This window comes from Herbaspirillum sp. Her4 (assembly GCF_057961335.1).
Genome location: NZ_CM176330.1, coordinates 1,200,072 through 1,224,149, shown reverse-complemented (window position 1 = coordinate 1,224,149; position 24,078 = coordinate 1,200,072). Strand labels below are relative to the sequence as shown.

Here is a 24,078-nt window from a genome sequence, read left to right as displayed (position 1 = left end):
AACGAATACTGCGGCGCATCAACATCACCAGCAAAAATAAGAAACGACAAAGGAGCCAAAGCCGAATCCCTTTTTCAAGGGATTCTGCACTTTGACTCCGGAGTAATGACTCGCCTTGGTAGGCAAGAGAATTACTTCAGTTCGGCCTTGGCGCCAGCTTCTTCCAGCTTCTTCTTGGCAGCTTCAGCGTCAGCCTTGGCGATGCCTTCCTTGACCGGCTTCGGTGCACCGTCAACCAGATCCTTGGCTTCCTTCAGGCCCAGACCGGTGATTTCACGCACGGCCTTGATGACGCCGACCTTGTTGGCGCCGACTTCAGCCAGCACAACGGTGAACTCGGTCTGCTCTTCAGCAGCAGCAGCGGCACCAGCGCCACCGCCAGCAGCGGGAGCGGCCATTGCGGCAGCGGAAACACCAAACTTCTCTTCGAATGCCTTGACCAGATCATTCAGTTCCATCACGGACAGCGCGCCAACGGCTTCCAGGATGTCTTCTTTGCTAATTGCCATTTGAAACTCCTAAATTTATTTCGGTAATAACATCAGATTGGTAGTGACGCGAAAGCATCGAAACTGCAGAGCGGGGCCGCCTCAGGCGGCCGTGCATCATGCGGCTTCGGCTTCCTTCTTGGCTGCCAGGGCAGCCAGAGCGCGCGCAAAGCCCGACACCGGAGCCTGCATCATGCCCAGGACCTGGGCCAGCAGAACTTCGCGAGACGGGATGTTTGCCAGCGAAGCCACAGCAGCCTTGTCCAGCTGCTTGCCTTCGTAGTTACCTGCCTTCACAACCAGCTTGTCGTTGGTCTTGGCAAAGTCCGACAGGACTTTGGCAGCGGCCACGGCATCTTCCGAGATCGAGTAGATCAGCGGACCGGTCAGTTGCGGGGCGAGGTCGGCAAACTTCGTGCCTTCAACAGCGCGACGAGCCAGCGTGTTTTTCAACACGCGCAGGTACACGCCTTGGGCACGCGCTTGTGCGCGCAGTTGCGTCAAGGAACCAACCTGGATGCCACGGTATTCGGCCACGACGATCGTTTGCGCAGTTGCTACCTTTGCGGAAACTTCGGCGACGACGGCCTTCTTGTCATTCAGATTGAGACTCAAGATCAACCTCCAAAAATAGTACTCGGCCACTACACAGGCCACTGCCTGCTTGCCTTGCACCGGTTCGAACACGGCGTCCGACGTTTAGGAGTTCACTGCAGCATAGGGCAAAACTGAATATGCTGCCTGAGACTACGAAACTTGCTCGGGTTCACCATCTGCGTTGGGTTCACTGGACTTGCGGCCAGCATTTTTAACTTCGTCCGGCTTGTTGCTGCCGGCTTCCGCCCAACGGTCTTTGAAGGCCTGCCGCAATCGATTGCTGATTGCGCTCAACTGCGACAGCCCAAAGAGATGCCCCGTTTCCTTACGGAAACGGGGACTGTATTGCTTGCTTAGGCAGCCAGGGAAGCCTGGTCCACGCGAACGCCAGCGCCCATGGTGGACGACAGAGCGATCTTGCGCAGGTACACACCCTTGCTGCTGGCCGGCTTGGCCTTGTTCAGGGCATCGATCAGGGCCAGCAGGTTGGCCTTCAGATCGGCGTCGGAGAACGACTTGCGGCCGATGGTGGCGTGGATGATACCGGACTTGTCGGTACGGTATTGCACTTGACCAGCCTTGGCGTTCTTGACGGCAGTTGCCACGTCCGGGGTCACGGTGCCAACCTTCGGGTTAGGCATCAGGCCGCGGGGACCCAGGATCTGACCCAGGGTACCGACGATACGCATGGTGTCGGGCGAAGCGATGACGATGTCGAACGGCATGTCGCCGGCCTTCACGCGCTCTGCCAGGTCTTCCATGCCGACCACGTCAGCGCCGGCTGCCTTGGCAGCTTCAGCCTTGTCGCCGGAGGCGAACACGGCCACGCGAACGGTCTTGCCGGTACCGGCAGGCAGCACCACCGAACCACGGACCACTTGGTCCGACTTCTTCGCGTCCACGCCCAGCTGGACGGCGACGTCGATCGATTCGTTGAACTTGGCGGTTGCAAATTCCTTGATCAGGGAAACGGCGTTGTCGAACGGATAGGCCTTGGTACGATCGACCTTTTCCTTCATTGCCTTGACGCGCTTGGATACCTTAGCCATTACAGACCCTCCACCGTGATGCCCATCGAACGTGCGGAACCAGCGATGGTACGCACGGCAGCTTCCAGATCAGCAGCGGTCAGGTCCGGCTTCTTCTGGGTTGCGATCTCTTCCGCTTGCTTGCGGGTGATCTTGCCGACCTTGTCGGTATGCGGCTTGGCGGAACCCTTCTGGATACCAGCAGCCTTCTTGATCAGGATGGTCGCCGGCGGGGTCTTCATCACGAAGGTGAAGGACTTGTCCGCGAAGGCGGTGATCACGACCGGAATCGGCAGACCGGGTTCGACACCTTGAGTCTGGGCGTTGAAGGCCTTGCAGAACTCCATGATGTTCAGACCGCGCTGACCCAGGGCAGGGCCGATCGGGGGGGACGGGTTTGCTTTACCAGCTGGCACTTGCAGCTTGATAAAACCAATAATCTTCTTTGCCATGACGGCTCCTTATTGATTGAGTTGTAGCGCCGTGTCATTCGCCTTGCGGCTCCTTACTGCGGCTCCTCGGATGACTGGATGATCGGACGATGACTTGTCCGGTACGCTCCAGCGGGCGTTGAAAACTTGACAGGGAAAGGCGGGATTCCGGAGGGCGGGATCAGACTTTTTCCAGTTGGCCGAATTCGAGTTCGACCGGGGTGGCGCGACCGAAGATGGTGACCGAGACGCGCACGCGCGATTTCTCGTAGTTCACTTCCTCGACGTTGCCGTTGAAGTCGGTGAACGGGCCTTCCTTGATACGGACCATTTCGCCAACTTCGTAGAGCACCTTCGGACGGGGCTTCTCGACGCCTTCTTGCATCTGGCGGAGCAGCGAGTCCACTTCGCGCTGCGGCAGCGGAGTCGGACGATTCGACTTGCCACCGATGAAACCGGTCACTTTGGCGGTATTCTTCACCAGGTGCCAGGTCTCGTCCGTCATTTCCATCTCGACCAGGACGTAGCCCGGGAAGAAACGACGCTCGGTCACGGACTTGTGACCATTCTTCATGTCAACGACTTCTTCAGTCGGCACCAGGATCTGGCCGAACTGTTCTTGCATGCCGGCGCGGTTGATACGCTCGGTCAGCGCGCGCTGCACGCTCTTTTCCATGCCGGAATATGCATGCACCACGTACCAGCGCTTGTTTCCTGCGCTTGAAACGCTTTGCGCACCAATCGGTGCGCTGTCTTGCGTGCTATCGCTCATGTTATTTCCAGCCCAAAATTACGTCGTACAACAGGAACTCGAGCAACTTGTCCGTACCCCAGAGGAAGATGGCCATGATCAGCACGAAGGCGAAGACCACCGCCGTGATCTGCATGGCTTCCTTGCGGGTGGGCCAGACGACTTTCTTGGTTTCGCGCACGGATTCCTTGGCGAAACCGACGAAGCCGCGGCCTTGTGCAGACGTCCAGGCAAACGCCACAGCCACCAGCAGACCGGCGACCAGGACGACAGCGCGCACCGGAGTCGACTGATCAGACAACACAAAAAAACCGACTACGCCTGCAACCACAGCCACGATCGCCAATGCGATCTTGATCTTGTCGTTGGAGGTGTTGACGGTTTGAACTGGCTGGCTAGACATATTTACTTTCAGTACCCTGCACCAGATTCGGTGGCAGGGGCGGAGGGCATCGAACCCCCAACCTTCGGTTTTGGAGACCGACGCTCTGCCAATTGAGCTACGCCCCTACAAAAACTCGCGATTGAGACACGAATGCCGCGATACGTTACGCACCGCGGCAAAGTGTTTTACAGCTTGATCTTAGTCGAAGATCTTGGCAACCACGCCGGCGCCGACGGTACGGCCGCCTTCACGGATAGCGAAGCGCAGACCTTCTTCCATGGCGATCGGGTTGATCAGTTGCACGGTGATCGACACGTTGTCGCCCGGCATGACCATTTCCTTGTCCTTCGGCAGTTCGATCGCACCGGTCACGTCAGTGGTACGGAAGTAGAACTGCGGACGGTAGTTGTTGAAGAACGGGGTGTGACGGCCGCCTTCATCCTTCGACAGAACATAGATCTCGCCGGTGAAGTGCTTGTGCGGCTTGATCGAACCCGGCTTGGCCAGAACCTGGCCACGCTGCACGTCTTCACGCTTGGTGCCGCGCAGCAGCACGCCAACGTTGTCGCCAGCTTGACCCTGGTCCAGCAGCTTGCGGAACATTTCCACGCCGGTGCAGGTGGTCTTCTGGGTGTCAGCGATACCGACGATTTCGATTTCTTCGCCGACCTTGATGATGCCGCGCTCAACGCGACCGGTCACCACGGTGCCACGGCCGGAGATCGAGAACACGTCTTCCACCGGCATCAGGAAGGTACCGTCAACGGCACGTTCCGGGGTCGGGATGTAGGTGTCCAGGGCTTCGGCCAGGGCCATGATGGCTTGCTCGCCCAGGGGACCAGTGTCGCCTTCCAGCGCCAGCTTGGCCGAACCCTTCACGATGGGCAGGTCGTCGCCAGGGAACTCGTACTTCGACAGCAGTTCGCGGACTTCCATTTCCACCAGTTCCAGCAGTTCAGCGTCGTCCACCATGTCAGCCTTGTTCAGGAAGACGATGATGTAAGGAACGCCAACCTGACGCGACAGCAGGATGTGTTCGCGAGTCTGGGGCATCGGGCCGTCAGCGGCCGAGCACACCAAGATCGCGCCGTCCATCTGGGCTGCGCCGGTGATCATGTTCTTCACATAGTCGGCGTGGCCTGGGCAGTCAACGTGTGCGTAGTGACGGTTTGCGGTTTCGTATTCGACGTGTGCGGTGTTGATGGTGATGCCGCGTGCCTTTTCTTCAGGCGCTGCGTCGATCTGGTCGTAGGCCTTCGCTTCGCCGCCGAACTTCTTCGACAGAACGGTTGCGATTGCAGCGGTCAGGGTGGTCTTGCCGTGGTCAACGTGACCGATGGTGCCGACGTTCACGTGCGGCTTGGTCCGTTCAAACTTGCCTTTTGCCATCTTAGACTCCTAAATTTGATGAGAATGTCCAGGCAACACGCCCGACTGATTACTGACTTGTCAGCGATACGACGAGAAACTGGTGCCCTTGACGTGGATTGAACACGTGGCCTCTCCCTTACCAAGGGAGTGCTCTACCACTGAGCTACAAGGGCATTTTTCCGACTGCACAACAACCAAACATGCAACCGGACCAAAACTTGGAGCGGGTGAAGGGAATCGAACCCTCGTCTTAAGCTTGGAAGGCTTCAGCTCTACCATTGAGCTACACCCGCGAGGAAACTACGTTCACTTCACAACCGCCGCGTCTTTCGATCGCGTATGTACTGCAGACTGCTTTGACTCCCGGCCTATTGGTGGAGAGGGCTGGATTCGAACCAGCGTACTCGTAAGAGGGCAGATTTACAGTCTGCTGCCATTAACCACTCGGCCACCTCTCCGTGCAGGGAACTCAAAACTATAGAGGAACATCTCTAGACTGTCAACTAAATTTTCGCTTCAGGGCAAAATATTTTATCAACTGCCGGATATTGCTCAGAGGAACGACCCGCGACGTTTTTTCGAATCTTCAGGCTTTTTGTGTCTGCGACTCAACCGGCTTTTCATTCCAGGGCGCAATTCTAGGCAACATCAGCATTCCAGGCAAGGCCAGAACGAAACAAATTAGAAAAAAATTTAACCAGCCGGTGTCGGCAACGATATAACCCACCGAAGAATTCACAAAAGTTCGAGGCACGGCCATCAAACTGGTGAACAGGGCAAACTGGGTGGCGGTGTAGCGTGGATCGGTCTCGCGCATGATGTAGGCGACGAAGGCCGTGGTCCCCAGGCCCACACCAAAGGCTTCCAGCCCGATCACCACCGCCAGCACCGGCAGGCTGGCACCGACGTGGGCCAGCCAGGCAAACCCGAGGATGGGTACCGCCTGCAGTACCCCGAACACCCACAGCCCGCGATTGATGCCCAGCCGTACCATCCAGATGCCGCCGATGATGCCGCCGGCCACGCTGGCCCACAGGCTGGTCGTCTTGGAGACCACGCCGATCTCCGTCATCGAGAAGCCCAGGTCGATGTAGAACTTGGTGGCCAGCGCAGTGGCCATGCTGTCGCCCAGCTTGTAGAGGAAGATGAAGCCCAGCACCCACAGCGCATTGCCCCAGCCACCCCGGGCGATGAATTCGCGGAAAGGCAGCACCACGGCTTCAGTCAGGCTCTTGGGTGGCGTCCCGTAGACCTTGGGCTCCTTCACCACCAGCGAGCACAGCAGCCCCGGCAGCATGAAGGCTGCAGTGATCCAGAACACGGTCGGCCATGGCATCTGGTCGGCCAGCACCAGCGACAGCGCGCCCGGCACCATGCCGGAGAGCTTGTAGGCATTGACGTGGATGGCGCTGCCCAGGCCCAGTTCGGCTTCGGGCAGGATCTCGCGCCGGTAGGCATCGATGGCGATGTCCTGGCTGGCCGAGAGAAAGGCCACCACCGAGGCCATGAAGGCAATCGTGCTCACGTCAGTGAGCGGATCGAGCATGCCCATGCCGCCGATAGCCAAGAACAGCAGCAGCTGGGTAAACACCATCCAGCCGCGCCGGCGACCGATGCGGCCGAAGTGGAAGCGGTCCATGAGCGGCGACCAGACGAACTTCCAGGTGTAGGGGAACATCACCAGCGCAAACAGCCCGAGTGTCTTGACGTTCAAGCCGGACTTGGCCAGCCAGGCCTGCAACAGGCTCAGCAGGATGAACAGCGGAAGGCCGGAAGTGAATCCGAGGAAGACGCAGATCAGCATGCGCCGGTTCAGGTATTGCTGCCAGGAAGCGGCGGGTGCGGTCATGGGCGGATCAGCTCGAAAAACGCGAAACATGAAACAAAAACCGCCGGTCGCCAGCGATAGGCACTGCCGGACCGGCGTCTGCGGGGCATGGTGAAGCTCTTTGCAAAAACTTGGCGATGCGATTTCAGCTTATTTCTTGCGCAGCCGGAAGACCGCCAGGCTGCCGCGCCAGTTCGGGAAGTAGCGCACGGGCTTGCCATCCTTGAGGGCCACGCATTCCAGCACTTCCAGGCCCAGCTCGTTGGCCAGCGCCTCAAAGTCCCTGATCGTGGCGCAGCGCAGGTTCGGCGTATCGTACCACTGGTAGGGCAGGCTTCTGGACACCGGCATGCGTCCGCGCAGCAGCGCCACGCGGTGCGGCCAGTAGGCGAAGTTGGGGAAGGACACCGTCACCTCGCGCCCGACCCGGGCGATCTCGCGCAAGGTCCCCTCCACATCCTTGACCATCTGCAGCGCCGACAGGCACAGCACGGTATCGAAGGCATTGTCCTCGAACATGGCCAGGCCACCGTTCAGGTCCTGCTGAATCACCGAGACATTGCGCGCCACGCACTTGGGGATCTGCTCATCGTCGATCTCCACACCATAACCCGAGCAGCCCTTGTCGGATTGCAGATAGTCCAGCATCACGCCATCGCCGCAGCCCAGATCCAGCACCTGCGACTTCTCGCGCACCCAGTGGGCGATGAAGGCCAGGTCGGGGCGCAGCGCGCTCAATTGTTCGAAAGTCATGCGCGGCCCTCCTGCTGCAGTTCAGTCCAGATGCTTCCGTAGTACTCGCGCACCACCTTCATGTAGCGCGCATCGTCCAGCAGGAAAGCGTCATGCCCGTGCGGGGCGTCGATTTCGGCATAGCTCACGCGGCGCTTGTTGGCCACCAGCGCCTGCACCATCTCGCGGCTGCGTTCGGGCGAGAAGCGCCAGTCGGTCGTGAAGGACACCAGCAGGAACTTGGCCTTCGTGCGGGCGAAAGCGCGCGCCAGGTCGCCACCGAATTCGCGCGCCGGATCGAAGTAGTCCAGTGCCTTGGTGATGAGCAGATAGGTGTTGGCGTCGAAGTAGGTCGAGAACTTGTCGCCCTGGTAGCGCAGGTAGGATTCGATCTCGAAATCCACACCATAACCGAACTGGTACTCGCCCGAGCGCAGGTCACGGCCGAATTTCTCGGCCATGTCGTCGTCCGACAGGTAGGTGATGTGGCCCACCATGCGTGCCACCCGCAGGCCATTTTTGGGCACCACGCCGTGCGCATAGAAATCGCCACCGTGGTACTGGGGATCGGTCAGGATGGCCTGGCGCGCCACGTCGTTGAAGGCGATGTTCTGCGCCGACAGCTTGGGCGTGGAGGCGATCACCAGACAGTGGCGCAGGCGGTCCGGATACATCATGCTCCAGGCCAGCGCCTGCATGCCGCCCAGCGAGCCGCCCATGACGGCGGCAAAGCAGTCAATGCCGAGCCGGTCGGCCAGGCGCGCCTGGGCGTTGACCCAGTCTTCCACCGTCACCACCGGGAAGTCTGCGCCATAGGGCTGGCCGGTAGCCGGGTTCGGATGCATCGGCCCGGTCGAGCCAAAACAGGAACCCAAGTTGTTCACGCCAATGACGAAGAAGCGGTCGGTGTCCAGCGACTTGCCGGGACCGACCATGTTGTCCCACCAGCCCACGTTGTCCGGGGCATCGGCGTAGACGCCAGCCACGTGATGTGAAGCATTGAGCGCATGGCAGACCAGCACGGCATTGGATTTGTCGGCATTCAAGGTGCCGTAGGTTTCATAGGTCAGCGAGTAGTCCGCCAGCGCGGCACCGCTTTGCAGCGGCAGCGGCTCGGCGAAATGCATGACCTGGGGCGATACGATTCCGATCGACATGATTGTTCTGCGTAAGTGACTCGGCGCCAGCCGGCTCCGGGGAGCGGCATTGGCGGTCGCTTCGCCGGGCGGCGTGGCCAGTCTCGTGCGCGGGCAACAAAAAAGCCCGGAAGCAGTGCTTGCGGGCTCACTCATCGATGGGGCGGGGCAGTCTTGGGAGGAACAGCTGATCCAAGCTCGCTTTAGCCGCATTTAGATGGGATCAGGATCCCGGCGCCCGCAAGCTGAAGTTGGTCAAACCGTTCAAATCGGCGCAGTGGCGTAAGAATACCCAAGTCGGGCAGGCCCGTCAAACGGCCCTGCCCGGCTCCCTTGCGGCTAGCGGCGGCGCGCCGCCACCTTGGCTTCGGCCACGGCCGGCTCGGCGTGCAAGGCTTGCAACTGCGCCATGGCCGCACTGATGGCAGCGGGCTCGGTGGCACGCAGGACCTTCTTGACCTGCGGCTCCAGCAGGCGCAAGTCGCTGTTGAGGATCTCGTTCTTCACCGACAGGATCTGCGAGGGATGCATGGAGAACTCCAGCAGCCCCATGCCCAGCAGCAGGCGTGTCCATTTCAGGTCACCGGCCATTTCGCCGCACACCGACACCGGAATGCCCGCCTTGCGGCCTTGTGAAATCACGGTCGAGAGCAGGAACAGCACCGCCGGATGCAGCGGATCGTAGAGATGCGCCACCTCATGGTCCACGCGGTCAATGGCCAGGGTGTACTGAATCAGGTCGTTGGTGCCGATGGAAAGGAAGTCCAGCCGCTTGATGAACAAGGGCAGCGCCAAAGCGGCCGCCGGAATCTCGATCATGGCACCGACCGGGATCTCTTCATCGAACTTCTGCTTGCGGTCGCGCAGCTGCTGCTTGGCCTGTTCGATCATGGCCAGGGTCTGGTCGATCTCGAAGGCATGCGCCATCATCGGCACCAGCAGCTTGATCGGACCATAGGCCGACGCCCGCAGGATGGCCCGCAGCTGCGTCAGGAACATCTGCGGCTCGGACAGGCAGTAGCGGATGGCGCGCAAACCCAGCGCCGGGTTCAGGGCGGTTTCCTCATCCTCGTCCAGCGGCTTGTCGGCCCCCACGTCCAGGGTACGGATGGTGACCACCCTGCCCTTCATGGCGATGACGGCCTGCTTGTAGGATTCGAACTGCTCATCCTCGCTGGGGAATTTCTCCAGATGCCCGGCCCGCCCCATGAACAGGAATTCCGACCGGAACAGCCCGATACCCATCGCGCCCGCCTCGAAGGCGTTGGCGGCATCGTTGGGCAGCTCGATGTTGGCCAGGAGCGTGATCGGTTCGCCATCCTGGGTGATGGCCGGGGTTTTCTTGAGACGTGAAAGTTTCTTCCGCTCGCGCAGCAGCCGTTCCTGCCGTGCGCGGTACTGCGCCAATACCAGCGGGGAAGGATCGACGATGACCACACCGGCGTCGCCATCGATGATGAGCACATCATCGTGCTTCACCAGCACCGACGCATTGTGCATGCCGACGGCTGCCGGAATGGCCAGGCTGCGCGCCACGATGGCGGTGTGCGAGTTGGGACCGCCCAGGTCGGTGACGAAGCCGGCGAAGGCGCTCTCGCGGAACTGCAGCATGTCGGCCGGCGAGATGTCGTGGGCCACCACGATGATGTTGGCGGCGGCCTCGCCGGTGGGCGGCAGGTGGGTGGCGCTGCCGGTCAGGATCTTGAGGATGCGCTCGCCGACCTGCTGGATGTCGGCCTTGCGCTCGCGCAGGTAAGGGTCTTCGATCTCGTCGAACTGGGCCGACAATTCCTCGATCTGGGTCACCAGCGCCCATTCGGCGTTGTAGTAGCGGTGCCGGATGATGTCCTGCGGCACCTCGGCCAGCATCGGATCCGACAAAATGAGCGAATGCACATCAATGAACGCGCCCAGCTCGGGCGGCGCATCCTTGGGCAATTCCGAGCGGATGATATGAAGTTCCTGGTGCACCGCCTTGACCGCGCTGCGCAAGCGGTCGATCTCGGCCTCGACCTGGTCGGGCGCGATCAGGTAGTGTTTGACGTCCAGTGCGGCCGGCGCCATCAAGTGCGCGCGTCCGATGGCGATGCCTTGCGACACCGCGATTCCATGTAAGCTGAATGAAGCCATCGCGTATCTCCTGCCTGTTTTCTTATAGTCCGCCGTGTTGCCTGCGCGCGGTAGCTGGAGCAAGTTACCGAACAATGTACGGTTTGGCAATCAGGACCGGGCGCGACACACTGAAGACAGATGGACAGGCAGCGTATATGAACATTGTTTCAGCCCGCACAGGAAATGCGCGGGCCTTGACATATCGCAAGAAGCATTCCAGCCGCGCCGCAGTGTTGCGGCGCAATACCGCCAGCGCGGTGAAGGGGCTTACTGGCCTTCGCCGAACTTGTCGGCGATCAGCGCTTCCAGGGCGGTGAAGCATTCCTGCTCATCGGCGCCGTTGGTTTCCAGGGTGACGATGCTGCCCTTGCCAGCGGCCAGCATCATCACGCCCATGATGGACTTGGCATTGACGCGGCGCTTGTTGAAGGTCAGCCAGACTTCGCTCTTGAACTTGCCGGCCAGTTGGGTCAGCTTGGCCGAGGCGCGTGCATGCAGGCCCAGCTTGTTGACGATTTCGAGTTCTCTTTGAATCATGTTCTGCTTTCGTTTTTATCGTATTGGCGCGGTTCGATGCAGCCGGGCAAGCAAGGTTCAGGCCGAGGCCGCCACCCGGATGCGGTTGTCGATCCGCACCGCACCATTCTGGCCCCCTGCCAGCGCCATTTCCACCACTACATCCAGCGTATCGTTACGGTAGGTCAGCGCCCGCAGCAGCATGGGCAGACTGATGCCGGCGATCACCTGGACGTTGCCCAAGCCGCACAGGAAGCCCGTACAGTTGGAGGGCGTGCCGCCCATCACATCGGTGATGACCAGTACGCCGTTGCCATCATCGAGGCGTCCGACCGCCTCGATGGCCAGTTTTTGCACTTCCGCCGGGTTCTGGTCGGCGATCACGTCGATCGCCTCCATCCGTTCGGGGCGGCCGCGGAAAACGTGCGTGGCGGCGGCCAGGAAAGCTTGCCCCAGCGGGGCGTGCGTCAAGAGAAGAATACCAACCATGGAATTGTTGCCATCTGTTGCGACGCGCTTTTCCCCGAGCAGCCCGTCATGCTCTGTCGATCCCATTATCCGACCGACCCTCTAACCTCTGCTGCCCCTGCGGCTGCCTCCAGCGCGTCCACGAACATCGCCGCCACATCAAAGCCGGTCTGCTGGGTAATTTCCTGGAAGCAGGTCGGGCTGGTGACGTTGATTTCGGTGAGATAGTCGCCGATAGCGTCCAATCCTACCAGTAACAGGCCACGTTGATACAAGATCGGCCCCAAAGCCTCGCCGATCTCGATGTCGCGAGCCGATGCCGGCTGCGCTTTGCCCAGACCGCCTGCGGCCAGGTTGCCGCGCACCTCGTTGCCCTGCGGAATGCGTGCCAGCACATTGGGCACCACCTTGCCGCCGATCAGGAGAATGCGCTTGTCGCCTGCGCTGATCTGGGGAATGAAACGCTGCGCCATGATCGTGCGTTGACCGTTGTCGGTCAGGGTTTCGATGATGGAGCCCAGATTCATGCCATCGGCCTTGACGCGGAAGATCCCCATGCCGCCCATGCCGTCGAGCGGCTTCAGGATCACGTCCTGGTGCTCGTCGTGGAAGGCGCGCAGGCGCTTGGCGTCGCGCGTGACCAGGGTCGGCGCGGTGTACTGCGGGAACTGGGCAATGGCCAGTTTCTCGTTGTGGCTGCGGATGGCGGCCGGCTTGTTGAATACGCGCGCCCCCTGCTTCTCGGCCAGCTCCAGCAAGTACGTCGTGTAGATGTACTCCATGTCGAAGGGCGGATCCTTGCGCACGATCACCGCATCGAATTCGGAGAGGAAGGACGACGCCGGCTTGTCGGCACGGTACCAGTCATCGGCCTCGCCGGTCAGCGTGATCTTGAAGGCATTGGCAGTCACCAGGCCGTTTTCCAGCACCAGGTCGCCCTGTTCGAAGGCGTAGATGCTGTGTCCGCGGCGTGCGGCCTCGCGCATCATGGCGAAGGTGGAATCCTTGTACGTCTTGAACGTATCCAGAGGATCGGCGAGGAAAGCGATTTTCATGAGGCTGGGGTCCTGTTGAGCCTGGCAAAGGCGCGATATTAATAAACTTCCGGGTTGGGGTCGGTCTTTTCCATCTCCACCGAGGCGGCCAGCAGCGCCAGTCGCGCCACCACGCCATACATGTAGAAACGGTTGGGCGCGGCCGTGCCCGGCTTGGCATGCATGTCAGGCAGGGCATGCTGCTGGGCGAACGCCAGCGGCACGAAATGCGCACCGGGGGCGTTCAGGTTTTCGTTCACGCCACGTTCGGCGTGCACGCGGTAGAAACCGCCCACCACATAGCGGTCGATCATGTAGACCACCGGCTCGGCCACGGCCTGGTTGATGCGCTCGAAGGAGTGCACACCTTCCTGCACGATCACTTCCGAGACTTCCAGGCCTTCCTTGCCGGCCAGCATGCCGGTGCGCTGCTTGCGGTTGAGGTCCTTGATCTCGCTGGCATCCTTGACCGCCATGATGCCCATGCCATAGGTGCCGGCATTGGCCTTGATGAAGACGAAGGGCTGTTCCTTGATGCCGTATTCCTTGTACTTCTTGCGGATTTTCGACAGCAGCGAGGACACGCTGTCGGCCAGCGCGTCGGTGCCGGTGTTCTCCTGGAAGTCGATGTCGCTGACCTTGGCGAAGAGCGGGTTGAGCATCCAGGGGTCGACCTCGACCATTTTGGAAAACTTCTTCACCACTTCATCGTAGGCGGCAAAGTGGTTGCTCTTGCGGCGCAGCGCCCAGCCCGCGTGCAGCGGCGGCAGGACGCTTTGTTCATGCAGCCCTTCCAGCACCGAGGGAATGCCGCTGGAGAGGTCATTGTTGAGCAGCACCGTACAGGGGTCGAAGTTCTTCAGGCCCAAGCGGCGGCCGTTGGCCGAGCGCTCCAGCGGTTCCAGCGTAATGTGGGTGCCGTCGGGCAGTTCGATCTGCTGCGGCTTCGTTGCGCCTTGGGCCAGCGTACCCAGGCGCACGTTCAGCCCGGTCTGGCGGAAGATCTGCATCAGGCGGCCGATGTTCTGCAGGTAGAAGGTATTGCCGGGCTGGGTTTCCGGAATCAGCAGCAGGTTGCGCGCATCCGGGCAGTATTTCTCGATGGCTGCCATGGCCGCTTGCACCGCCAGCGGCAGCATTTCCGGCGAGAGGTTGTTGAAGCCGCCCGGGAACAGGTTGGTATCGACCGGTGCCAGCTTGAACCCGGCATTGCGCAGGTCCACCGAGCAATAGAAGGGCGGCGTGTGCTCCTGCCACTCCATGCGGAACCAGCGTTCGATGGCCGGCGTGGCACCCAGGATTTTCTTCTCCAGCTCCAGCAGGGGACCATTCAGAGCGGTGACGAGATGCGGGACCATAAAAGACCTTAACAATATGTAAATGCCGGCAGCGAGCTTCGATTTTAGCGGATTCCTGAAACCGTGTTGCGACGCAGTAGACGCCGCTGTTGCCATTTCAGCAAAGCCGGGATCCGGCCACGGTCGCTGCAAAGGCGTGGCCGGGAGTGTTCACATGGCGATGATGGCGGCATTTTAAAGAGTCCGACTCAAATACTCGGGAATTATCCCCCTGCGACGCGGCAATGCATCAGGAAACCGCTTTACCTGAAGGAAATGGCAAAAAAACGACAGCTTGACTCCCTGGCAAGCTTGCATCCTCTTCATGTCGTGAAGCCTGCAAATGAAAAAAGGCACCCGAAGGTGCCTTGTAAAGAGGCCGTTTCCAGCCCCGAAGGAATACTGCAGACTCAGTACGACAGATGCTTAGTGGTAGGCCGATTCGCCGTGGCTGGAGATGTCCAGGCCTTCGCGTTCTTCTTCCTCGGTCACACGCAGGCCGATGACGACGTCGACGATCTTGTAGGCGATGAAGGAAACCACACCCGACAGGATCACGGTGGTCAGCACGCCTTGGAACTGGATCCAGACCTGGCCGCCGATGGAGTAATCCGGAGCAACGGCGTTGGCCACGTAGTCGTAGATGCCGGTGCCGCCCAGGCTGGGCGCTGCGAACACGCCGGTCAGGATGGCGCCCAGGATGCCGCCCACGCCGTGCACGCCGAAGACGTCCAGTGCATCGTCCGAACCCAGGATCTTCTTCAGGCCGCTCACGCCCCACAGGCACAGCAGGCCGGCCAGCAGGCCCATGACTACGGCACCGATGACGCCCACGAAGCCGGCCGCCGGGGTGATCGCCACCAGACCGGCGACGGCGCCCGAAGCAGCACCCAGCATGGAAGGCTTGCCCTTGCCGATCCATTCGCCGAAGCTCCAGGACAAGACCGCGGCAGCAGTGGCCAGGATGGTGTTGACGAAGGCCAGGGCAGCAGTGCCGTTGGCTTCCAGACCGGAGCCAGCGTTGAAGCCGAACCAGCCGAACCACAGCAGCGAGGCACCGACCATGGTCAGGGTCAGGCTATGCGGCTTGAAGGCTTCCTTGCCGAAACCGATACGCTTGCCGATCACGTAGGAACCCACCAGGCCGGCGATGGCGGCATTGATGTGCACCACGGTGCCACCAGCGTAATCCAGCGCGCCCTTCTGGAACAGCCAGCCCGAGATGGCGGTCGCCTTTTCAGCGGCGGCGGTATCGGTGAAGGCGTCCGGACCCGGCCAGAACCAGACCATGTGGGCCATCGGCAGGTAGGAGAAGGTGAACCACAGGATCGAGAACAGGATCACGGCGGAGAACTTCACGCGCTCGGCGAAGGCACCGATGATCAGCGCCACGGTGATGGCGGCAAACGCACCCTGGAAGGCGACGAAGACCAGTTCCGGAATGACCACGCCCTTGCTGAAGGTAGCGGTGTTGGAGTCACCGGTCAGGCCGTGCAGGAACAGGCGATCAAAGCCGCCGAAGAAGGCGCTGCCCTCGGTGAACGCGATGCTGTAGCCGTAGACGAACCACAGGATGTAGATCAGCGAGAAGATCATGAAGCACTGCATCAGCACCGACAGCATGTTCTTGCTGCGCACCAGGCCGCCGTAGAACAGGCCCAGGCCTGGCAGGGTCATCAGGATGACGAAAGCGGTACACACCAGCATCCAGGCAGTGTCGCCCTTGTTGGGGACCGGAGCCGGAGCAGCAGCGGCTGCGGCCGGCGCTGCAGGGGCAGCGGCAGCCGGGGCAGCTGCTTCAGCCTTGGGCGCAGCCGGAGCGGCAGCGGCCGGGGCAGCGGCGGTGGCCGCTGCGGCTTCAGGCTTGGGCGCGTCCTGCGCCTGGGCCGGAGCGGTAAAACCTACCGCCAACAACAGCGCGCCAATGGCGAGCGCGCCGGAAAACATTTTCTTCATGCTCATTAGAATTCCCCTTTTTTACAGAGCGTCTTTACCGGTCTCGCCGGTACGGATACGGATCACGTCCAGCAAGTCCTGGACGAAGATCTTGCCGTCGCCGATCTTGCCGGTGCGGGCGGCGGTCTCGATGGCTTCCAGGGCGCGTTCGACGATGGCGTCGTCCACGGCGGCCTCGATCTTGGTCTTGGGCAGGAAATCCACCACATACTCGGCACCGCGATACAGCTCGGTATGGCCTTTCTGACGACCGAAGCCCTTGACTTCAGTCACGGTGATGCCTTGCACACCGATGGCCGAGAGGGCTTCACGCACCTCATCCAGCTTGAACGGTTTGATGATCGCAGTGATCAGTTTCATACGAACCTCTTGTTAGAAAGTTTTGCTGATGGAGAAGACGAAGCCGTTCTTGCCGACGTTCTTGGCGCCATCCGATGCCGGGGTGGTGGTCACGCCGTCCTTCAGGTCGGTACCGACGTAGGCCAGGCCCAGGGTGATGCCGGCTGCCTCGTCGAAGGTCTTGGACAGGCCGATCTTCCAGTCGGTGTAGCTGAAGTCGTTGGGGTTGCCGCGCACGCTCTGGTGACCGACGTGCAGACCCAGCATCACGCCGTAGTAGGTCTCGATGTTGGCACCCAGGTCGAAGTACTGGCTGTACTTGCTGTTGACGGCGCCGAACAGGTTGGTCAGCGATTGCGAATACTTGAAGTAAGCCGGACCGTAGCCGACCTGGCCATACAGTTCGAAGGTGTTGGCGTTCTTGGCACCGCTGTTGGCCAGGGTGTTGCCCGGGTAGTAGTAGTACAGGCCGCCGACGTCATAGGTGAAGCCGCCGCCGATGTCGCCGCGCTTGCCGCCGTAGATGTCCCACTCGACGTCACCCTTGGTGTCGGTACCGGTCAGGGTGCCCGCGTCCTTGATCCACTTGATGTTGGTCAGCCAGGTCCCGGCGTAGAGGCCGGTCGGGTTGTGCGTGTAGTCAGCGCCAACCTGCAGGGCCGGATCAAAGCGGGTCTGGGTCAGGCCACGATAGCGGTAGTCGCTCACCACGGCAGCGTTGAAGCTCAGTTCATTGTCCGGCTTGGCGTCTTCTGCGCGGGCCACGGTAGAAACGAAGGATGCGGCGATGGCTGTTGCAAGAATCAGTTTCTTCATGACTTTCCCTCTGGTTTATGTTTTAACAATAAAGTCGGTTTTTTGTCTTTGCCCAGACTCATTAGCAGGAGCCGTGCCATGTCCGTTCGGCAAGGCAGACTTGTCTTTTTGCGTGAAACCAGAGATTTGCAACGATTTTTTTCGAGATCAGCTTCAAAATAGTGCATGCGCCACCCAAATGCACGCTGCTGGTGCGATATTGATGGTTTTTTATCAATCCTGCATCAAACGCGGCGAACACATTTTGGTGCGCGGGTGGCGGGCGAAGCAAAGATCACCAAGTCGGAGCATTTCCTGCAGGAAAATTCACTGCATTTCAGCGCGTTTTCTGCCCGTTTTGAAGCGCTGGCCGGCACCTGTTGGCAAAAATGCGGTCTCAGCGGGACATCCCGGTAGGAGGATGGGCGGGAAACCGCTAAACTTGCAGTACAGCTATCTGCCAAGGAGATCCGACATGGACAAGCCCCCATTTTTTGAAGACCTGCAATCCAAGATCAACAAGGCGATCGAGAACTCTCCGGCCAAGGACATCGAGAAGAACGTCAAGGCCATGCTGAGTCAGGGTTTTGCCAAGCTGGACCTGGTCACGCGCGAGGAATTCGACGTCCAGGCCCAGGTACTGGCCAAGACCCGTGCCCGCCTGGAGGCGCTGGAAGCGCGTGTTGCCGAGCTTGAGGCTCAGCAAAAACAGAATCCATGACCCTGGCCCGGACACTTTTCTCTTTCCCTCCCCCTTCCCTTCTTTCTGCTGACCAGCTGCCGGGTTCATCGCGATGAGCCTGGCAGTCTTGCGCAGCCGCGCCTTGGCCGGCATGAGCGCCCCGCCGGTGACGGTCGAGGTGCATCTGGCCAATGGCTTGCCGGCCTTCACCATCGTCGGACTCCCCGAGGCCGAGGTGAAGGAAGCCAAGGACCGCGTCCGGGCGGCGCTGCAAAACGCCCGGTTTGAATTCCCCGCCCGCCGCATTTCATGTTGTCAACCGCGAACTCAAGAAAAATGAACTTGATAGACGCCTTGAAGGAAGGACTTAACGTCTTCGCTTCCAAGAGCGCTATGGGAGGCGTACGCCCATACAAAGGTGAACTGCTGCGTTTACCGGCCCATCTGTAAGCGAGTGATTTCAGCGGTGCCCGGCTTGCTTGTTGAACTTATCTACCCGGGGCCCCGTATCTTGGAAGATGGGTGGTGACCTACCTAGAAGAGCCTGCTTTCAAAGCAGAGTGATGCGCGTTGCAATAGACCTGAATAAGGTCATGGAGCGTCGCTCGATGCTTAGGGGAAAGAGAGCGCATCTTTGTTAGCAAAATCGGATCAGGGAAGGCGGATTGCAGATCCGTCGGCGCAAAAAGCGTCCATACGGGAACATTAAAAAATGCCGCGAAATTATCAATTTGATCGAGCGAGGTATTCAGCCGCCCATTCTCGTATCGCGAAATGGTTTCGATTTCAACACATAGCGCGGCAGCTAGTTGGTGCTGCGTGAGAGAACGTGCCTTTCGAAGTGCGGCGATGTTCCGACCAAGGGATTTGGCCGCAGAAACAGGCAGTTTTTGATCTTCGGTCTTTTTCATGTGCAAGCTCAGTGGCTTTCACATGGTCTCCTCATTCCCCCCCGCAGAACAGGGCTCATTAAATCAATATTATTGACTTGCTGAATCAACTTCATCTAGTATCCGTGCGTTTCTTATGCAACAGAAGGCCGCCCAGGCGACGATGCTAGGGCGGTTTCTCGCCATCTATGTTCATTACATTTCCCTCTTGGCAGGTCCAAGGTGTGCCACGCACGTTGATCGCGCCTGCGATACCTTGGAATTCCGCTTTGCTGGATGTCAGCCAACCATGTTTCTTAGTGTCGCCAAAAATTGATTCTCCTATTCCGCAAACGCATCTGCGATTGTTCTCGGACATTGATGAACTACTCACACACGTACGGGACGAGCGCGATGACACCTGCAATGTATATGTCTTGTCCTATGTAAAAGATCGTTTATCCATCTCAGTAGTGACCGGTATTGGTTCTTATCCATGTCCAAGAACTGGCATTAAACTAAGAGTCTTCTTTGACGACAGTAATCAGCCGCAACCAGCTCATAGCGCCCAGCCACAATTTTCAAAGCACCTTACTTTTGCAATTGACGCGAAATTTGCAAGACCCCAATGATTATGTATTCAGAGCTTAAATGGGTATTTAGATGAAAATTGATCGATTCACGGACGTTGATTTGTCCACCGCGTTGCGTACGCTGCACAAACTTGCCTCTCAAGAAGGAGACCTTGGGCGTGACTACTGGATGCAAATTTCGGAGTTACTCAAGGATGCTGCAAGCTATAAGCAAAGGGCGTTGATTGCAGAAGAAAAACTGAGAAAAAAATGACTCCATACTACTTCGCATCTATGTGACAGCAGAGGTGCCGGCCCACAAGTAACGCTTAAAGAACGTCTGCGATTTTTGAGGGAACATGCCGGGATATCTCGAGAATGCAGAAGATTTTAATATGGGCCCAAAAGGACTATCAGGTGGACGAGATAGTTTCGGCGTGGTACTCACATTCCAGAAACGAGGGAGCTTTTTGGCAGGAACTTCCCAGAGACGACAAGGAAATGTTACTTGCCGCAATTGAACTCTACCGAATTTAAGTTTGGCGACATACGATACCCCCCATTTTTGAAGCCGCCTGGGAGTAGAAACTATGCGGGCAAGGCCAGTCTCTGTTTTGGCCTGATGCCGCCGATAGTCATGTTGGGGCGTTCGTGGTTATAGGTCCATAGCCAACGGGTTACGAATTCCAAGACCTCCACGATGCTGTCCAGCAGGGAGTTCGCCAGCTAGGCGTAACTGTAGTTGCCCCCGCAATTCAGGACACTCAGACATCGTTAAGTTACTGATGCTGCAGCCCGTCTGAACTCGCGAGGCGAGCGGTATTTCAGGGCCTTGTGCGGATGGCGCTCATTGTATTGATCGAAGGCAGAGGCCAGATGCGTGAGCGCCGTAGGCACATCGGGCTTGTCCATGAAGGCGATGTAATCATGCTTCATCGTTTTTACGAACCGCTCCGCCATGCCATTACTCTGTGGCGAGCGCACGGACGTGGTCAAGGGCTCCAATCCCAGCTCGCGAGCGAAGCTGCGTGTGCGATGGTCGATGTAGGCCGAGCCGTTGTCGCTGAGCCATTCAATCACCTGTGGAGTCTGCGTGCTCCCAAACCGCTGCTCCACGGCAGCCAGCATCACGTCGCGCACGACATCCCCGCTATGCCCACCGGTAGTGGCCGCCCAGCTGATGGCCTCACGGTCACAACAATCCAGTGCAAACGTCACTCGCAATGCAGCCCCGTCATCACATCACAACGGAATTCGAAGCCGTCCGAACACCAGCGCGCATTACTTTGCTTGACCGCTACGCGACCATCGTGGCGTCGATTGTCGCGTCTCACACCAGGTCGGCGCAGCAGCAACGCGTGCTCTCGCATGGGAGAACGAGTTTTTAGACGAAAAATCGCTCAAGGAAGCAATGCAAACATACTTGAAAGAAGCCAATCCTTTAAAGGCTGAAAAACTCAGGAAGATTGTAAGTAGGCATCTATTTCTGATATAAAAAAAGCCCGCTTTAGGCGGGCTTTAAAATGGCACTTCACGTAAATCCGATCTATGGGGTTCAACCAGTAATTACTGGAATAGATGCAAATGCTTTCATCGCCTCCTCCAGGGAGATCTCTTGTTGCCCTTGACTCCTATTTCGTCATGAACGTTTTCACCGAGAGCTGCTTCCAATACGCCTTGGGTCCCGCCACTGGAATAACTTGATCCTCCAGCGGTGCCTAGGTTAGATCGGAAAATTCCAGCTGCACGAACTGGCAAGAAGCCTTTGTATATGATGGGCTAGAGCTTCTAGCCAGCCACCCACAACCAGGTCATCGATGGCGGCGCCGGCTGCTGGCTTACCAACTCTTGTTGCCTCTTCGCTGACTTCATAGCTGAAAAGACTAGCTGTTGGTGCCGTATTTCATCCCAGTTGTTGGGGACGTTTGAAAATGGATCTTCACTGCGACTGCGTCACCGGCAGCACGCTGAGCTCGAGCTTGAGTGAGCAATGTGTCGTAGAGCTCGCGACCTTTACGGGTCAATGCACAGCTCCGATGCTCAATTTCGCCAAATCGGACGTGTGGCCACATTCACTTTCATTACGGCGTCAAAGTCATCTGCAGAGACATCCAAGAAAGATGAGACCCGAGCAATGCCGGCGTTGTTGACAAGAATCAATGCGGCTTATTGTTCCCTAAAGGAACGAGCAGAGCGAGCGAATGACGCTGGAGAAGATTTTTAAGCGCGTTCAATAAGCTATGACCTTCCGGCCCGGAGCTGCCAATTAGCATAAATTTCCCTTTCACCGAAATAATTCCACATGATGCTTGGCATTTAGCGCCGAATTTCGGAATATACTTGATTTTCTGTCAAATTGCTGACATTCAAAAAATGGGGCGATTGGGAATCGTATCCGTTTTGGGGAGAAGGAGCGAAGAAAGGCTCTGCTCCGCTCGTGTATCAAATGGGGAGCACTAAACGATGGGTCATGTCGAGCTAGATGCGGTGCTGGCAACAGTATATGAGCTACTGCGTGCGGAGGGCATGTCTGATGCTGCCAACTTGGTCCGAAAATATTCTGCGCGCATTGAGCAAACGGGATATGACAATTGGAATGGCGGCACCAATATATGGGAAGTTTATCTTGAGGTTCCAGCTGCCGACTATGCAAGGCTCGGCCCAAAACGGCAAAGTCTAGAGGAGCAAATCACTGCTCGACTGAAAACTGTATTGGAAACTCAGAGCCAAGATTGGTATTCGGTCAAGCTCATTCCCTTAAGAACAACAAAAAAAGAGTGGCGTGAGCAAGATGCCTCACCAACAGAATCTCGCTTGCCACGCCAAACGCGGCAGAACATTTTAGATGGGCTTCGTATAGACAGTATCGCCTGGAGCGGTGTTTTGGACGATGTTGAGTTTTTAGGCCGAATTTTCGATCTGAGTTCGATGCCGTCATTCGATTCGCGATATACAGATGCTGCAGGGGACATTTGGCAACATCGGATAAATAACAATGATTGGGACGATGACTGGGTGTTCAGCGATTCTCGGTTCAATTTACTTGATGGTCCCTACGAAACATTCCTCAAGTTCCTGTGCGAAATCGTCAACCCCCTTGTTCGTCCAGATCGGGATGAAGCACTTAAGCTTTCAATTCATTTCAATGATCAGTTACGCGCTGCTGGCTGGGAAATCTACGAAGAGGAACGGATAGCTGGGCGACCGAGGTACGCGTATCGCCAGCTTACTAATAACGGCAGGTATGCAGTACTTCGTGCGAGAACCGTCGCAGATGCACTTGATGCCAGTTGGATGGCAAAAGCCATCCAACGTCTCGAAAACTCGATTGACAAGGATCCCGATCTGGCAATTGGAACTGCCAAGGAATTGGTTGAGTCCTGCTGCAAAACGATTCTGACCAAAAGAGGAATCTCGGTTGCAAAATCCAGCGACCTAGGAGACCTCACAAAAGCGCTCACAAAAGAACTTCAATTGGTCCCCGAGGGCATTTCAGAAGAAGCCAAAGGCGCTGACAACATTCGTCTTATTTTACGTAATCTCACCCAGCTCACAAACAATCTCGCTCAGCTAAGAGGCTTGTATGGCACAGGTCATGGTCGTGATGGGAGATATAGAGGATTACAGCCTCGACATGCTCGTTTAGCGGCCGCGTCAGCGGTGGCTTTCATTGACTTTGTCTCTGAGACATATCGCCACAGAGAAGATATAGAAAGCACGGAGAAGGCAAAGGAATAGCTTAAATATCTGCCCGGGGAAATTGATTAACGACACAGTTAGTTACTCTAACGAGAAAGCGGGAAATTACAACATGAGCAAGGATCTTGGGCTTTCCTTTCAAGCCACAGCGGGTTGGTTTTCCTCCGTTAAGAAACCGTCCTATGTTTTTGTGACAGTGACACAGCCGCATTCCGCCACACTTCCTGCAGCTCTTGGGATGGCGATACGCCGATGTTATATCTCTGATGAGAAGGTAAATAATCAAGCCATCCAATACCCTCCTGCTACCACGGTGATTGCAGCCGCCTTACCTGACCCTGGGTCAGTAATGGCTGGTGAGTTCGGCGAAATATTGACCTACTTCTACCAAGGTGCAACGGCTCTTCCGACAGCAGCTGTTGGCCTCAGAAGGTGGCACCTCAAGCAGGACCGGAAAAAGGCGGCACCATATTCCGATGTTGTCCACCTAGTCTTACCCCATTGGCCTGCTTCCTCCTCGAAGGACACGGTGCTCTGTTCTGAGGTGAAAGCAAAATCAACGAAGAGCGCATTCGAGCCCATCCAGAAAGCGATTGAAGGTTGTGAGACCGACCGAACAAGTCGGCTAGCAGGAACACTTGTCTGGCTTCGAGAGCGCCTCATCACTGGAGCTAGTGAGGGCGAAGGGGCATCCTTCGCAGAGTTGACTCGGTTTATCGAGCCGACGGGGCACCCACCAGCAGTGAAGAAGTTTCAAGCTGTCGCTGTTGTATGCGATACGCTTGTAACAGAGGAATCTGCGAAGGTCCCGGCCATCCCGTCTCCCGACTACGAGGTAGTGATCATCTCCGTCCCTAAGCTGAAAGACACATACGAGGCCGCATACGCAAATGCCATGAACGCAGTGCCACCGATCGCAGACAACGTTAAATCAAATATCAGCAGATAGTCT

27 protein-coding genes, 4 tRNA genes and 2 pseudogenes are annotated in these 24,078 nt (G+C 58.1%); 6 read left to right on the top strand and 27 right to left on the bottom strand.

What is annotated here, in order from left to right; translation table 11 throughout:
• Positions 1-131 precede the first annotated feature (131 nt).
• From rplL to ACWFUC_RS05515, 22 genes are all read right to left on the bottom strand, one after another.
• Complete coding sequence (gene rplL / locus ACWFUC_RS05620; RefSeq protein ID WP_034333536.1) at positions 132-509, bottom strand: 50S ribosomal protein L7/L12; 378 nt, start codon at positions 507-509, stop codon at positions 132-134.
• A gap of 96 nt (positions 510-605) precedes the next feature.
• Positions 606-1,103 (bottom strand): 50S ribosomal protein L10, encoded by a 498-nt coding sequence (rplJ, locus tag ACWFUC_RS05615; protein WP_006465496.1) that lies wholly within the window; start codon positions 1,101-1,103, stop codon positions 606-608.
• Between the two features lie 335 nt (positions 1,104-1,438).
• A complete protein-coding gene (rplA, locus tag ACWFUC_RS05610) occupies positions 1,439-2,134 on the bottom strand; it encodes a 50S ribosomal protein L1 (RefSeq protein WP_008334113.1) in 696 nt (231 codons plus the stop codon).
• On the bottom strand, positions 2,134-2,565 hold the full coding sequence (rplK, locus tag ACWFUC_RS05605) for a 50S ribosomal protein L11 (protein WP_007875265.1): 432 nt from the start codon (positions 2,563-2,565) through the stop codon (positions 2,134-2,136). The genes rplA and rplK overlap by 1 nt, the downstream gene beginning before the upstream one ends.
• A 160-nt stretch (positions 2,566-2,725) precedes the next feature.
• Entirely contained in the window at positions 2,726-3,316 is a 591-nt protein-coding gene (gene nusG, locus ACWFUC_RS05600) for a transcription termination/antitermination protein NusG (protein ID WP_034333546.1), read from the bottom strand.
• A 1-nt stretch (position 3,317) separates the two neighbouring features.
• Entirely contained in the window at positions 3,318-3,698 is a 381-nt protein-coding gene (gene secE / locus ACWFUC_RS05595) for a preprotein translocase subunit SecE (RefSeq protein ID WP_489637499.1), read from the bottom strand.
• 31 nt (positions 3,699-3,729) lie between these two features.
• Positions 3,730-3,805 (bottom strand) — tRNA-Trp (locus ACWFUC_RS05590).
• A gap of 73 nt (positions 3,806-3,878) precedes the next feature.
• Positions 3,879-5,069, bottom strand: coding sequence for an elongation factor Tu (tuf, locus tag ACWFUC_RS05585; protein ID WP_008334097.1), 1,191 nt, complete (start codon positions 5,067-5,069; stop codon positions 3,879-3,881).
• 80 nt (positions 5,070-5,149) lie between these two features.
• A tRNA-Thr gene (locus ACWFUC_RS05580) sits at positions 5,150-5,224 on the bottom strand.
• 46 nt (positions 5,225-5,270) lie between these two features.
• Positions 5,271-5,344 (bottom strand) — tRNA-Gly (locus tag ACWFUC_RS05575).
• 79 nt (positions 5,345-5,423) lie between these two features.
• Positions 5,424-5,509, bottom strand: a tRNA-Tyr gene (locus tag ACWFUC_RS05570).
• Positions 5,510-5,637: 128 nt separating this feature from the next.
• The gene (locus ACWFUC_RS05565; RefSeq protein WP_039790490.1) at positions 5,638-6,900 is read right to left on the bottom strand and encodes an AmpG family muropeptide MFS transporter; all 1,263 of its coding nucleotides are present in this window, start codon (positions 6,898-6,900) and stop codon (positions 5,638-5,640) included.
• Positions 6,901-7,029: 129 nt separating this feature from the next.
• Positions 7,030-7,632, bottom strand: a complete 603-nt coding sequence (metW, locus tag ACWFUC_RS05560; protein WP_034337480.1) for a methionine biosynthesis protein MetW — start codon at positions 7,630-7,632, stop codon at positions 7,030-7,032.
• Positions 7,629-8,768, bottom strand: coding sequence for a homoserine O-succinyltransferase MetX (gene metX / locus ACWFUC_RS05555; protein WP_034337477.1), 1,140 nt, complete (start codon positions 8,766-8,768; stop codon positions 7,629-7,631). Before metX ends, metW begins: the two co-directional genes overlap by 4 nt.
• Positions 8,769-9,086: 318 nt before the next feature.
• Positions 9,087-10,877 (bottom strand): phosphoenolpyruvate--protein phosphotransferase, encoded by a 1,791-nt coding sequence (ptsP, locus tag ACWFUC_RS05550; protein ID WP_489624353.1) that lies wholly within the window; start codon positions 10,875-10,877, stop codon positions 9,087-9,089.
• A gap of 249 nt (positions 10,878-11,126) precedes the next feature.
• Positions 11,127-11,396, bottom strand: a complete 270-nt coding sequence (locus tag ACWFUC_RS05545; RefSeq protein ID WP_489624352.1) for an HPr family phosphocarrier protein — start codon at positions 11,394-11,396, stop codon at positions 11,127-11,129.
• Positions 11,397-11,453: 57 nt separating this feature from the next.
• Positions 11,454-11,864 carry a PTS sugar transporter subunit IIA gene (locus ACWFUC_RS05540; RefSeq protein ID WP_489637498.1) on the bottom strand — a complete coding sequence of 137 codons (411 nt, stop codon included), beginning with the start codon at positions 11,862-11,864 and terminating at the stop codon, positions 11,454-11,456.
• Positions 11,865-11,929: 65 nt separating this feature from the next.
• Positions 11,930-12,898, bottom strand: a complete 969-nt coding sequence (gene gshB / locus ACWFUC_RS05535) for a glutathione synthase (RefSeq protein WP_489624351.1) — start codon at positions 12,896-12,898, stop codon at positions 11,930-11,932.
• Positions 12,899-12,936: 38 nt separating this feature from the next.
• Positions 12,937-14,235, bottom strand: coding sequence for a glutamate--cysteine ligase (gene gshA, locus ACWFUC_RS05530; RefSeq protein ID WP_034335012.1), 1,299 nt, complete (start codon positions 14,233-14,235; stop codon positions 12,937-12,939).
• A gap of 405 nt (positions 14,236-14,640) precedes the next feature.
• Positions 14,641-16,176 carry an ammonium transporter gene (locus tag ACWFUC_RS05525; RefSeq protein WP_134134532.1) on the bottom strand — a complete coding sequence of 512 codons (1,536 nt, stop codon included), beginning with the start codon at positions 16,174-16,176 and terminating at the stop codon, positions 14,641-14,643.
• A gap of 15 nt (positions 16,177-16,191) precedes the next feature.
• Positions 16,192-16,530 (bottom strand): P-II family nitrogen regulator, encoded by a 339-nt coding sequence (locus ACWFUC_RS05520; protein WP_006713297.1) that lies wholly within the window; start codon positions 16,528-16,530, stop codon positions 16,192-16,194.
• Between the two features lie 12 nt (positions 16,531-16,542).
• Positions 16,543-17,325, bottom strand: coding sequence for a TorF family putative porin (locus ACWFUC_RS05515; protein ID WP_034334997.1), 783 nt, complete (start codon positions 17,323-17,325; stop codon positions 16,543-16,545).
• A 165-nt stretch (positions 17,326-17,490) separates the two neighbouring features.
• On the opposite strand from ACWFUC_RS05515, the gene ACWFUC_RS05510 reads away from it, so the two are divergent.
• The 3 genes from ACWFUC_RS05510 to ACWFUC_RS05500 all read left to right on the top strand — a co-directional run bounded on the left by ACWFUC_RS05510 (position 17,491) and on the right by ACWFUC_RS05500 (position 18,326).
• Positions 17,491-17,721, top strand: coding sequence for a hypothetical protein (locus ACWFUC_RS05510; RefSeq protein WP_134134533.1), 231 nt, complete (start codon positions 17,491-17,493; stop codon positions 17,719-17,721).
• A 58-nt stretch (positions 17,722-17,779) separates the two neighbouring features.
• Entirely contained in the window at positions 17,780-18,025 is a 246-nt protein-coding gene (locus ACWFUC_RS05505) for an accessory factor UbiK family protein (protein WP_121037228.1), read from the top strand.
• Positions 18,026-18,098: 73 nt separating this feature from the next.
• On the top strand, positions 18,099-18,326 hold the full coding sequence (locus ACWFUC_RS05500) for a magnesium chelatase domain-containing protein (RefSeq protein WP_489637497.1): 228 nt from the start codon (positions 18,099-18,101) through the stop codon (positions 18,324-18,326).
• Between the two features lie 190 nt (positions 18,327-18,516).
• On the opposite strand, the gene ACWFUC_RS05495 is transcribed toward ACWFUC_RS05500, so the two are convergent.
• The gene (locus tag ACWFUC_RS05495) at positions 18,517-18,897 is read right to left on the bottom strand and encodes a helix-turn-helix domain-containing protein (RefSeq protein ID WP_134221041.1); all 381 of its coding nucleotides are present in this window, start codon (positions 18,895-18,897) and stop codon (positions 18,517-18,519) included.
• A 621-nt stretch (positions 18,898-19,518) separates the two neighbouring features.
• Here ACWFUC_RS05495 and ACWFUC_RS05490 point away from each other — a divergent pair.
• On the top strand, positions 19,519-19,701 hold the full coding sequence (locus tag ACWFUC_RS05490) for a hypothetical protein (protein WP_486728601.1): 183 nt from the start codon (positions 19,519-19,521) through the stop codon (positions 19,699-19,701).
• 314 nt (positions 19,702-20,015) lie between these two features.
• Here ACWFUC_RS05490 and ACWFUC_RS05485 read toward each other — a convergent pair.
• The 4 genes and pseudogenes from ACWFUC_RS05485 to ACWFUC_RS05470 all read right to left on the bottom strand — a co-directional run.
• Positions 20,016-20,153, bottom strand: a pseudogene (locus tag ACWFUC_RS05485) (integrase core domain-containing protein); the annotation flags it as partial.
• 48 nt (positions 20,154-20,201) lie between these two features.
• Positions 20,202-20,797, bottom strand: a pseudogene (locus ACWFUC_RS05480) (DDE-type integrase/transposase/recombinase); the annotation flags it as partial.
• Positions 20,798-21,310: 513 nt separating this feature from the next.
• Complete coding sequence (locus ACWFUC_RS05475; RefSeq protein ID WP_489637496.1) at positions 21,311-21,499, bottom strand: 2-oxoadipate dioxygenase/decarboxylase family protein; 189 nt, start codon at positions 21,497-21,499, stop codon at positions 21,311-21,313.
• Complete coding sequence (locus tag ACWFUC_RS05470) at positions 21,468-21,587, bottom strand: SDR family NAD(P)-dependent oxidoreductase (protein WP_486728599.1); 120 nt, start codon at positions 21,585-21,587, stop codon at positions 21,468-21,470. The genes ACWFUC_RS05475 and ACWFUC_RS05470 overlap by 32 nt, the downstream gene beginning before the upstream one ends.
• A 303-nt stretch (positions 21,588-21,890) precedes the next feature.
• Between ACWFUC_RS05470 and ACWFUC_RS05465 the strand changes: the two genes are divergently transcribed.
• Complete coding sequence (locus ACWFUC_RS05465; protein ID WP_486728598.1) at positions 21,891-23,165, top strand: abortive infection family protein; 1,275 nt, start codon at positions 21,891-21,893, stop codon at positions 23,163-23,165.
• Positions 23,166-23,238: 73 nt separating this feature from the next.
• Positions 23,239-24,075 carry a Hachiman antiphage defense system protein HamA gene (locus ACWFUC_RS05460; RefSeq protein ID WP_486728597.1) on the top strand — a complete coding sequence of 279 codons (837 nt, stop codon included), beginning with the start codon at positions 23,239-23,241 and terminating at the stop codon, positions 24,073-24,075.
• Positions 24,076-24,078 lie beyond the last annotated feature (3 nt).

Bases quoted from the DNA above. Each gene is read 5' to 3' on its own strand.
- rplL (WP_034333536.1), bottom strand. From the start codon at position 509: ATGGCAATTAGCAAAGAAGACATCCTGGAAGCCGTTGGCGCGCTGTCC.
- rplA (WP_008334113.1), bottom strand. From the start codon at position 2,134: ATGGCTAAGGTATCCAAGCGCGTCAAGGCAATGAAGGAAAAGGTCGAT.
- rplK (WP_007875265.1), bottom strand. From the start codon at position 2,565: ATGGCAAAGAAGATTATTGGTTTTATCAAGCTGCAAGTGCCAGCTGGT.
- nusG (WP_034333546.1), bottom strand. From the start codon at position 3,316: ATGAGCGATAGCACGCAAGACAGCGCACCGATTGGTGCGCAAAGCGTT.
- secE (WP_489637499.1), bottom strand. From the start codon at position 3,698: ATGTCTAGCCAGCCAGTTCAAACCGTCAACACCTCCAACGACAAGATC.
- tuf (WP_008334097.1), bottom strand. From the start codon at position 5,069: ATGGCAAAAGGCAAGTTTGAACGGACCAAGCCGCACGTGAACGTCGGC.
- ACWFUC_RS05565 (WP_039790490.1), bottom strand. From the start codon at position 6,900: ATGACCGCACCCGCCGCTTCCTGGCAGCAATACCTGAACCGGCGCATG.
- metW (WP_034337480.1), bottom strand. From the start codon at position 7,632: ATGACTTTCGAACAATTGAGCGCGCTGCGCCCCGACCTGGCCTTCATC.
- metX (WP_034337477.1), bottom strand. From the start codon at position 8,768: ATGTCGATCGGAATCGTATCGCCCCAGGTCATGCATTTCGCCGAGCCG.
- ptsP (WP_489624353.1), bottom strand. From the start codon at position 10,877: ATGGCTTCATTCAGCTTACATGGAATCGCGGTGTCGCAAGGCATCGCC.
- ACWFUC_RS05545 (WP_489624352.1), bottom strand. From the start codon at position 11,396: ATGATTCAAAGAGAACTCGAAATCGTCAACAAGCTGGGCCTGCATGCA.
- ACWFUC_RS05540 (WP_489637498.1), bottom strand. From the start codon at position 11,864: ATGGTTGGTATTCTTCTCTTGACGCACGCCCCGCTGGGGCAAGCTTTC.
- gshB (WP_489624351.1), bottom strand. From the start codon at position 12,898: ATGAAAATCGCTTTCCTCGCCGATCCTCTGGATACGTTCAAGACGTAC.
- gshA (WP_034335012.1), bottom strand. From the start codon at position 14,235: ATGGTCCCGCATCTCGTCACCGCTCTGAATGGTCCCCTGCTGGAGCTG.
- ACWFUC_RS05525 (WP_134134532.1), bottom strand. From the start codon at position 16,176: ATGAGCATGAAGAAAATGTTTTCCGGCGCGCTCGCCATTGGCGCGCTG.
- ACWFUC_RS05520 (WP_006713297.1), bottom strand. From the start codon at position 16,530: ATGAAACTGATCACTGCGATCATCAAACCGTTCAAGCTGGATGAGGTG.
- ACWFUC_RS05515 (WP_034334997.1), bottom strand. From the start codon at position 17,325: ATGAAGAAACTGATTCTTGCAACAGCCATCGCCGCATCCTTCGTTTCT.
- ACWFUC_RS05510 (WP_134134533.1), top strand. From the start codon at position 17,491: ATGCGCCACCCAAATGCACGCTGCTGGTGCGATATTGATGGTTTTTTA.
- ACWFUC_RS05505 (WP_121037228.1), top strand. From the start codon at position 17,780: ATGGACAAGCCCCCATTTTTTGAAGACCTGCAATCCAAGATCAACAAG.
- ACWFUC_RS05500 (WP_489637497.1), top strand. From the start codon at position 18,099: ATGAGCCTGGCAGTCTTGCGCAGCCGCGCCTTGGCCGGCATGAGCGCC.
- ACWFUC_RS05495 (WP_134221041.1), bottom strand. From the start codon at position 18,897: ATGAAAAAGACCGAAGATCAAAAACTGCCTGTTTCTGCGGCCAAATCC.
- ACWFUC_RS05490 (WP_486728601.1), top strand. From the start codon at position 19,519: ATGAAAATTGATCGATTCACGGACGTTGATTTGTCCACCGCGTTGCGT.
- ACWFUC_RS05475 (WP_489637496.1), bottom strand. From the start codon at position 21,499: ATGTGGCCACACGTCCGATTTGGCGAAATTGAGCATCGGAGCTGTGCA.
- ACWFUC_RS05465 (WP_486728598.1), top strand. From the start codon at position 21,891: ATGGGTCATGTCGAGCTAGATGCGGTGCTGGCAACAGTATATGAGCTA.
- ACWFUC_RS05460 (WP_486728597.1), top strand. From the start codon at position 23,239: ATGAGCAAGGATCTTGGGCTTTCCTTTCAAGCCACAGCGGGTTGGTTT.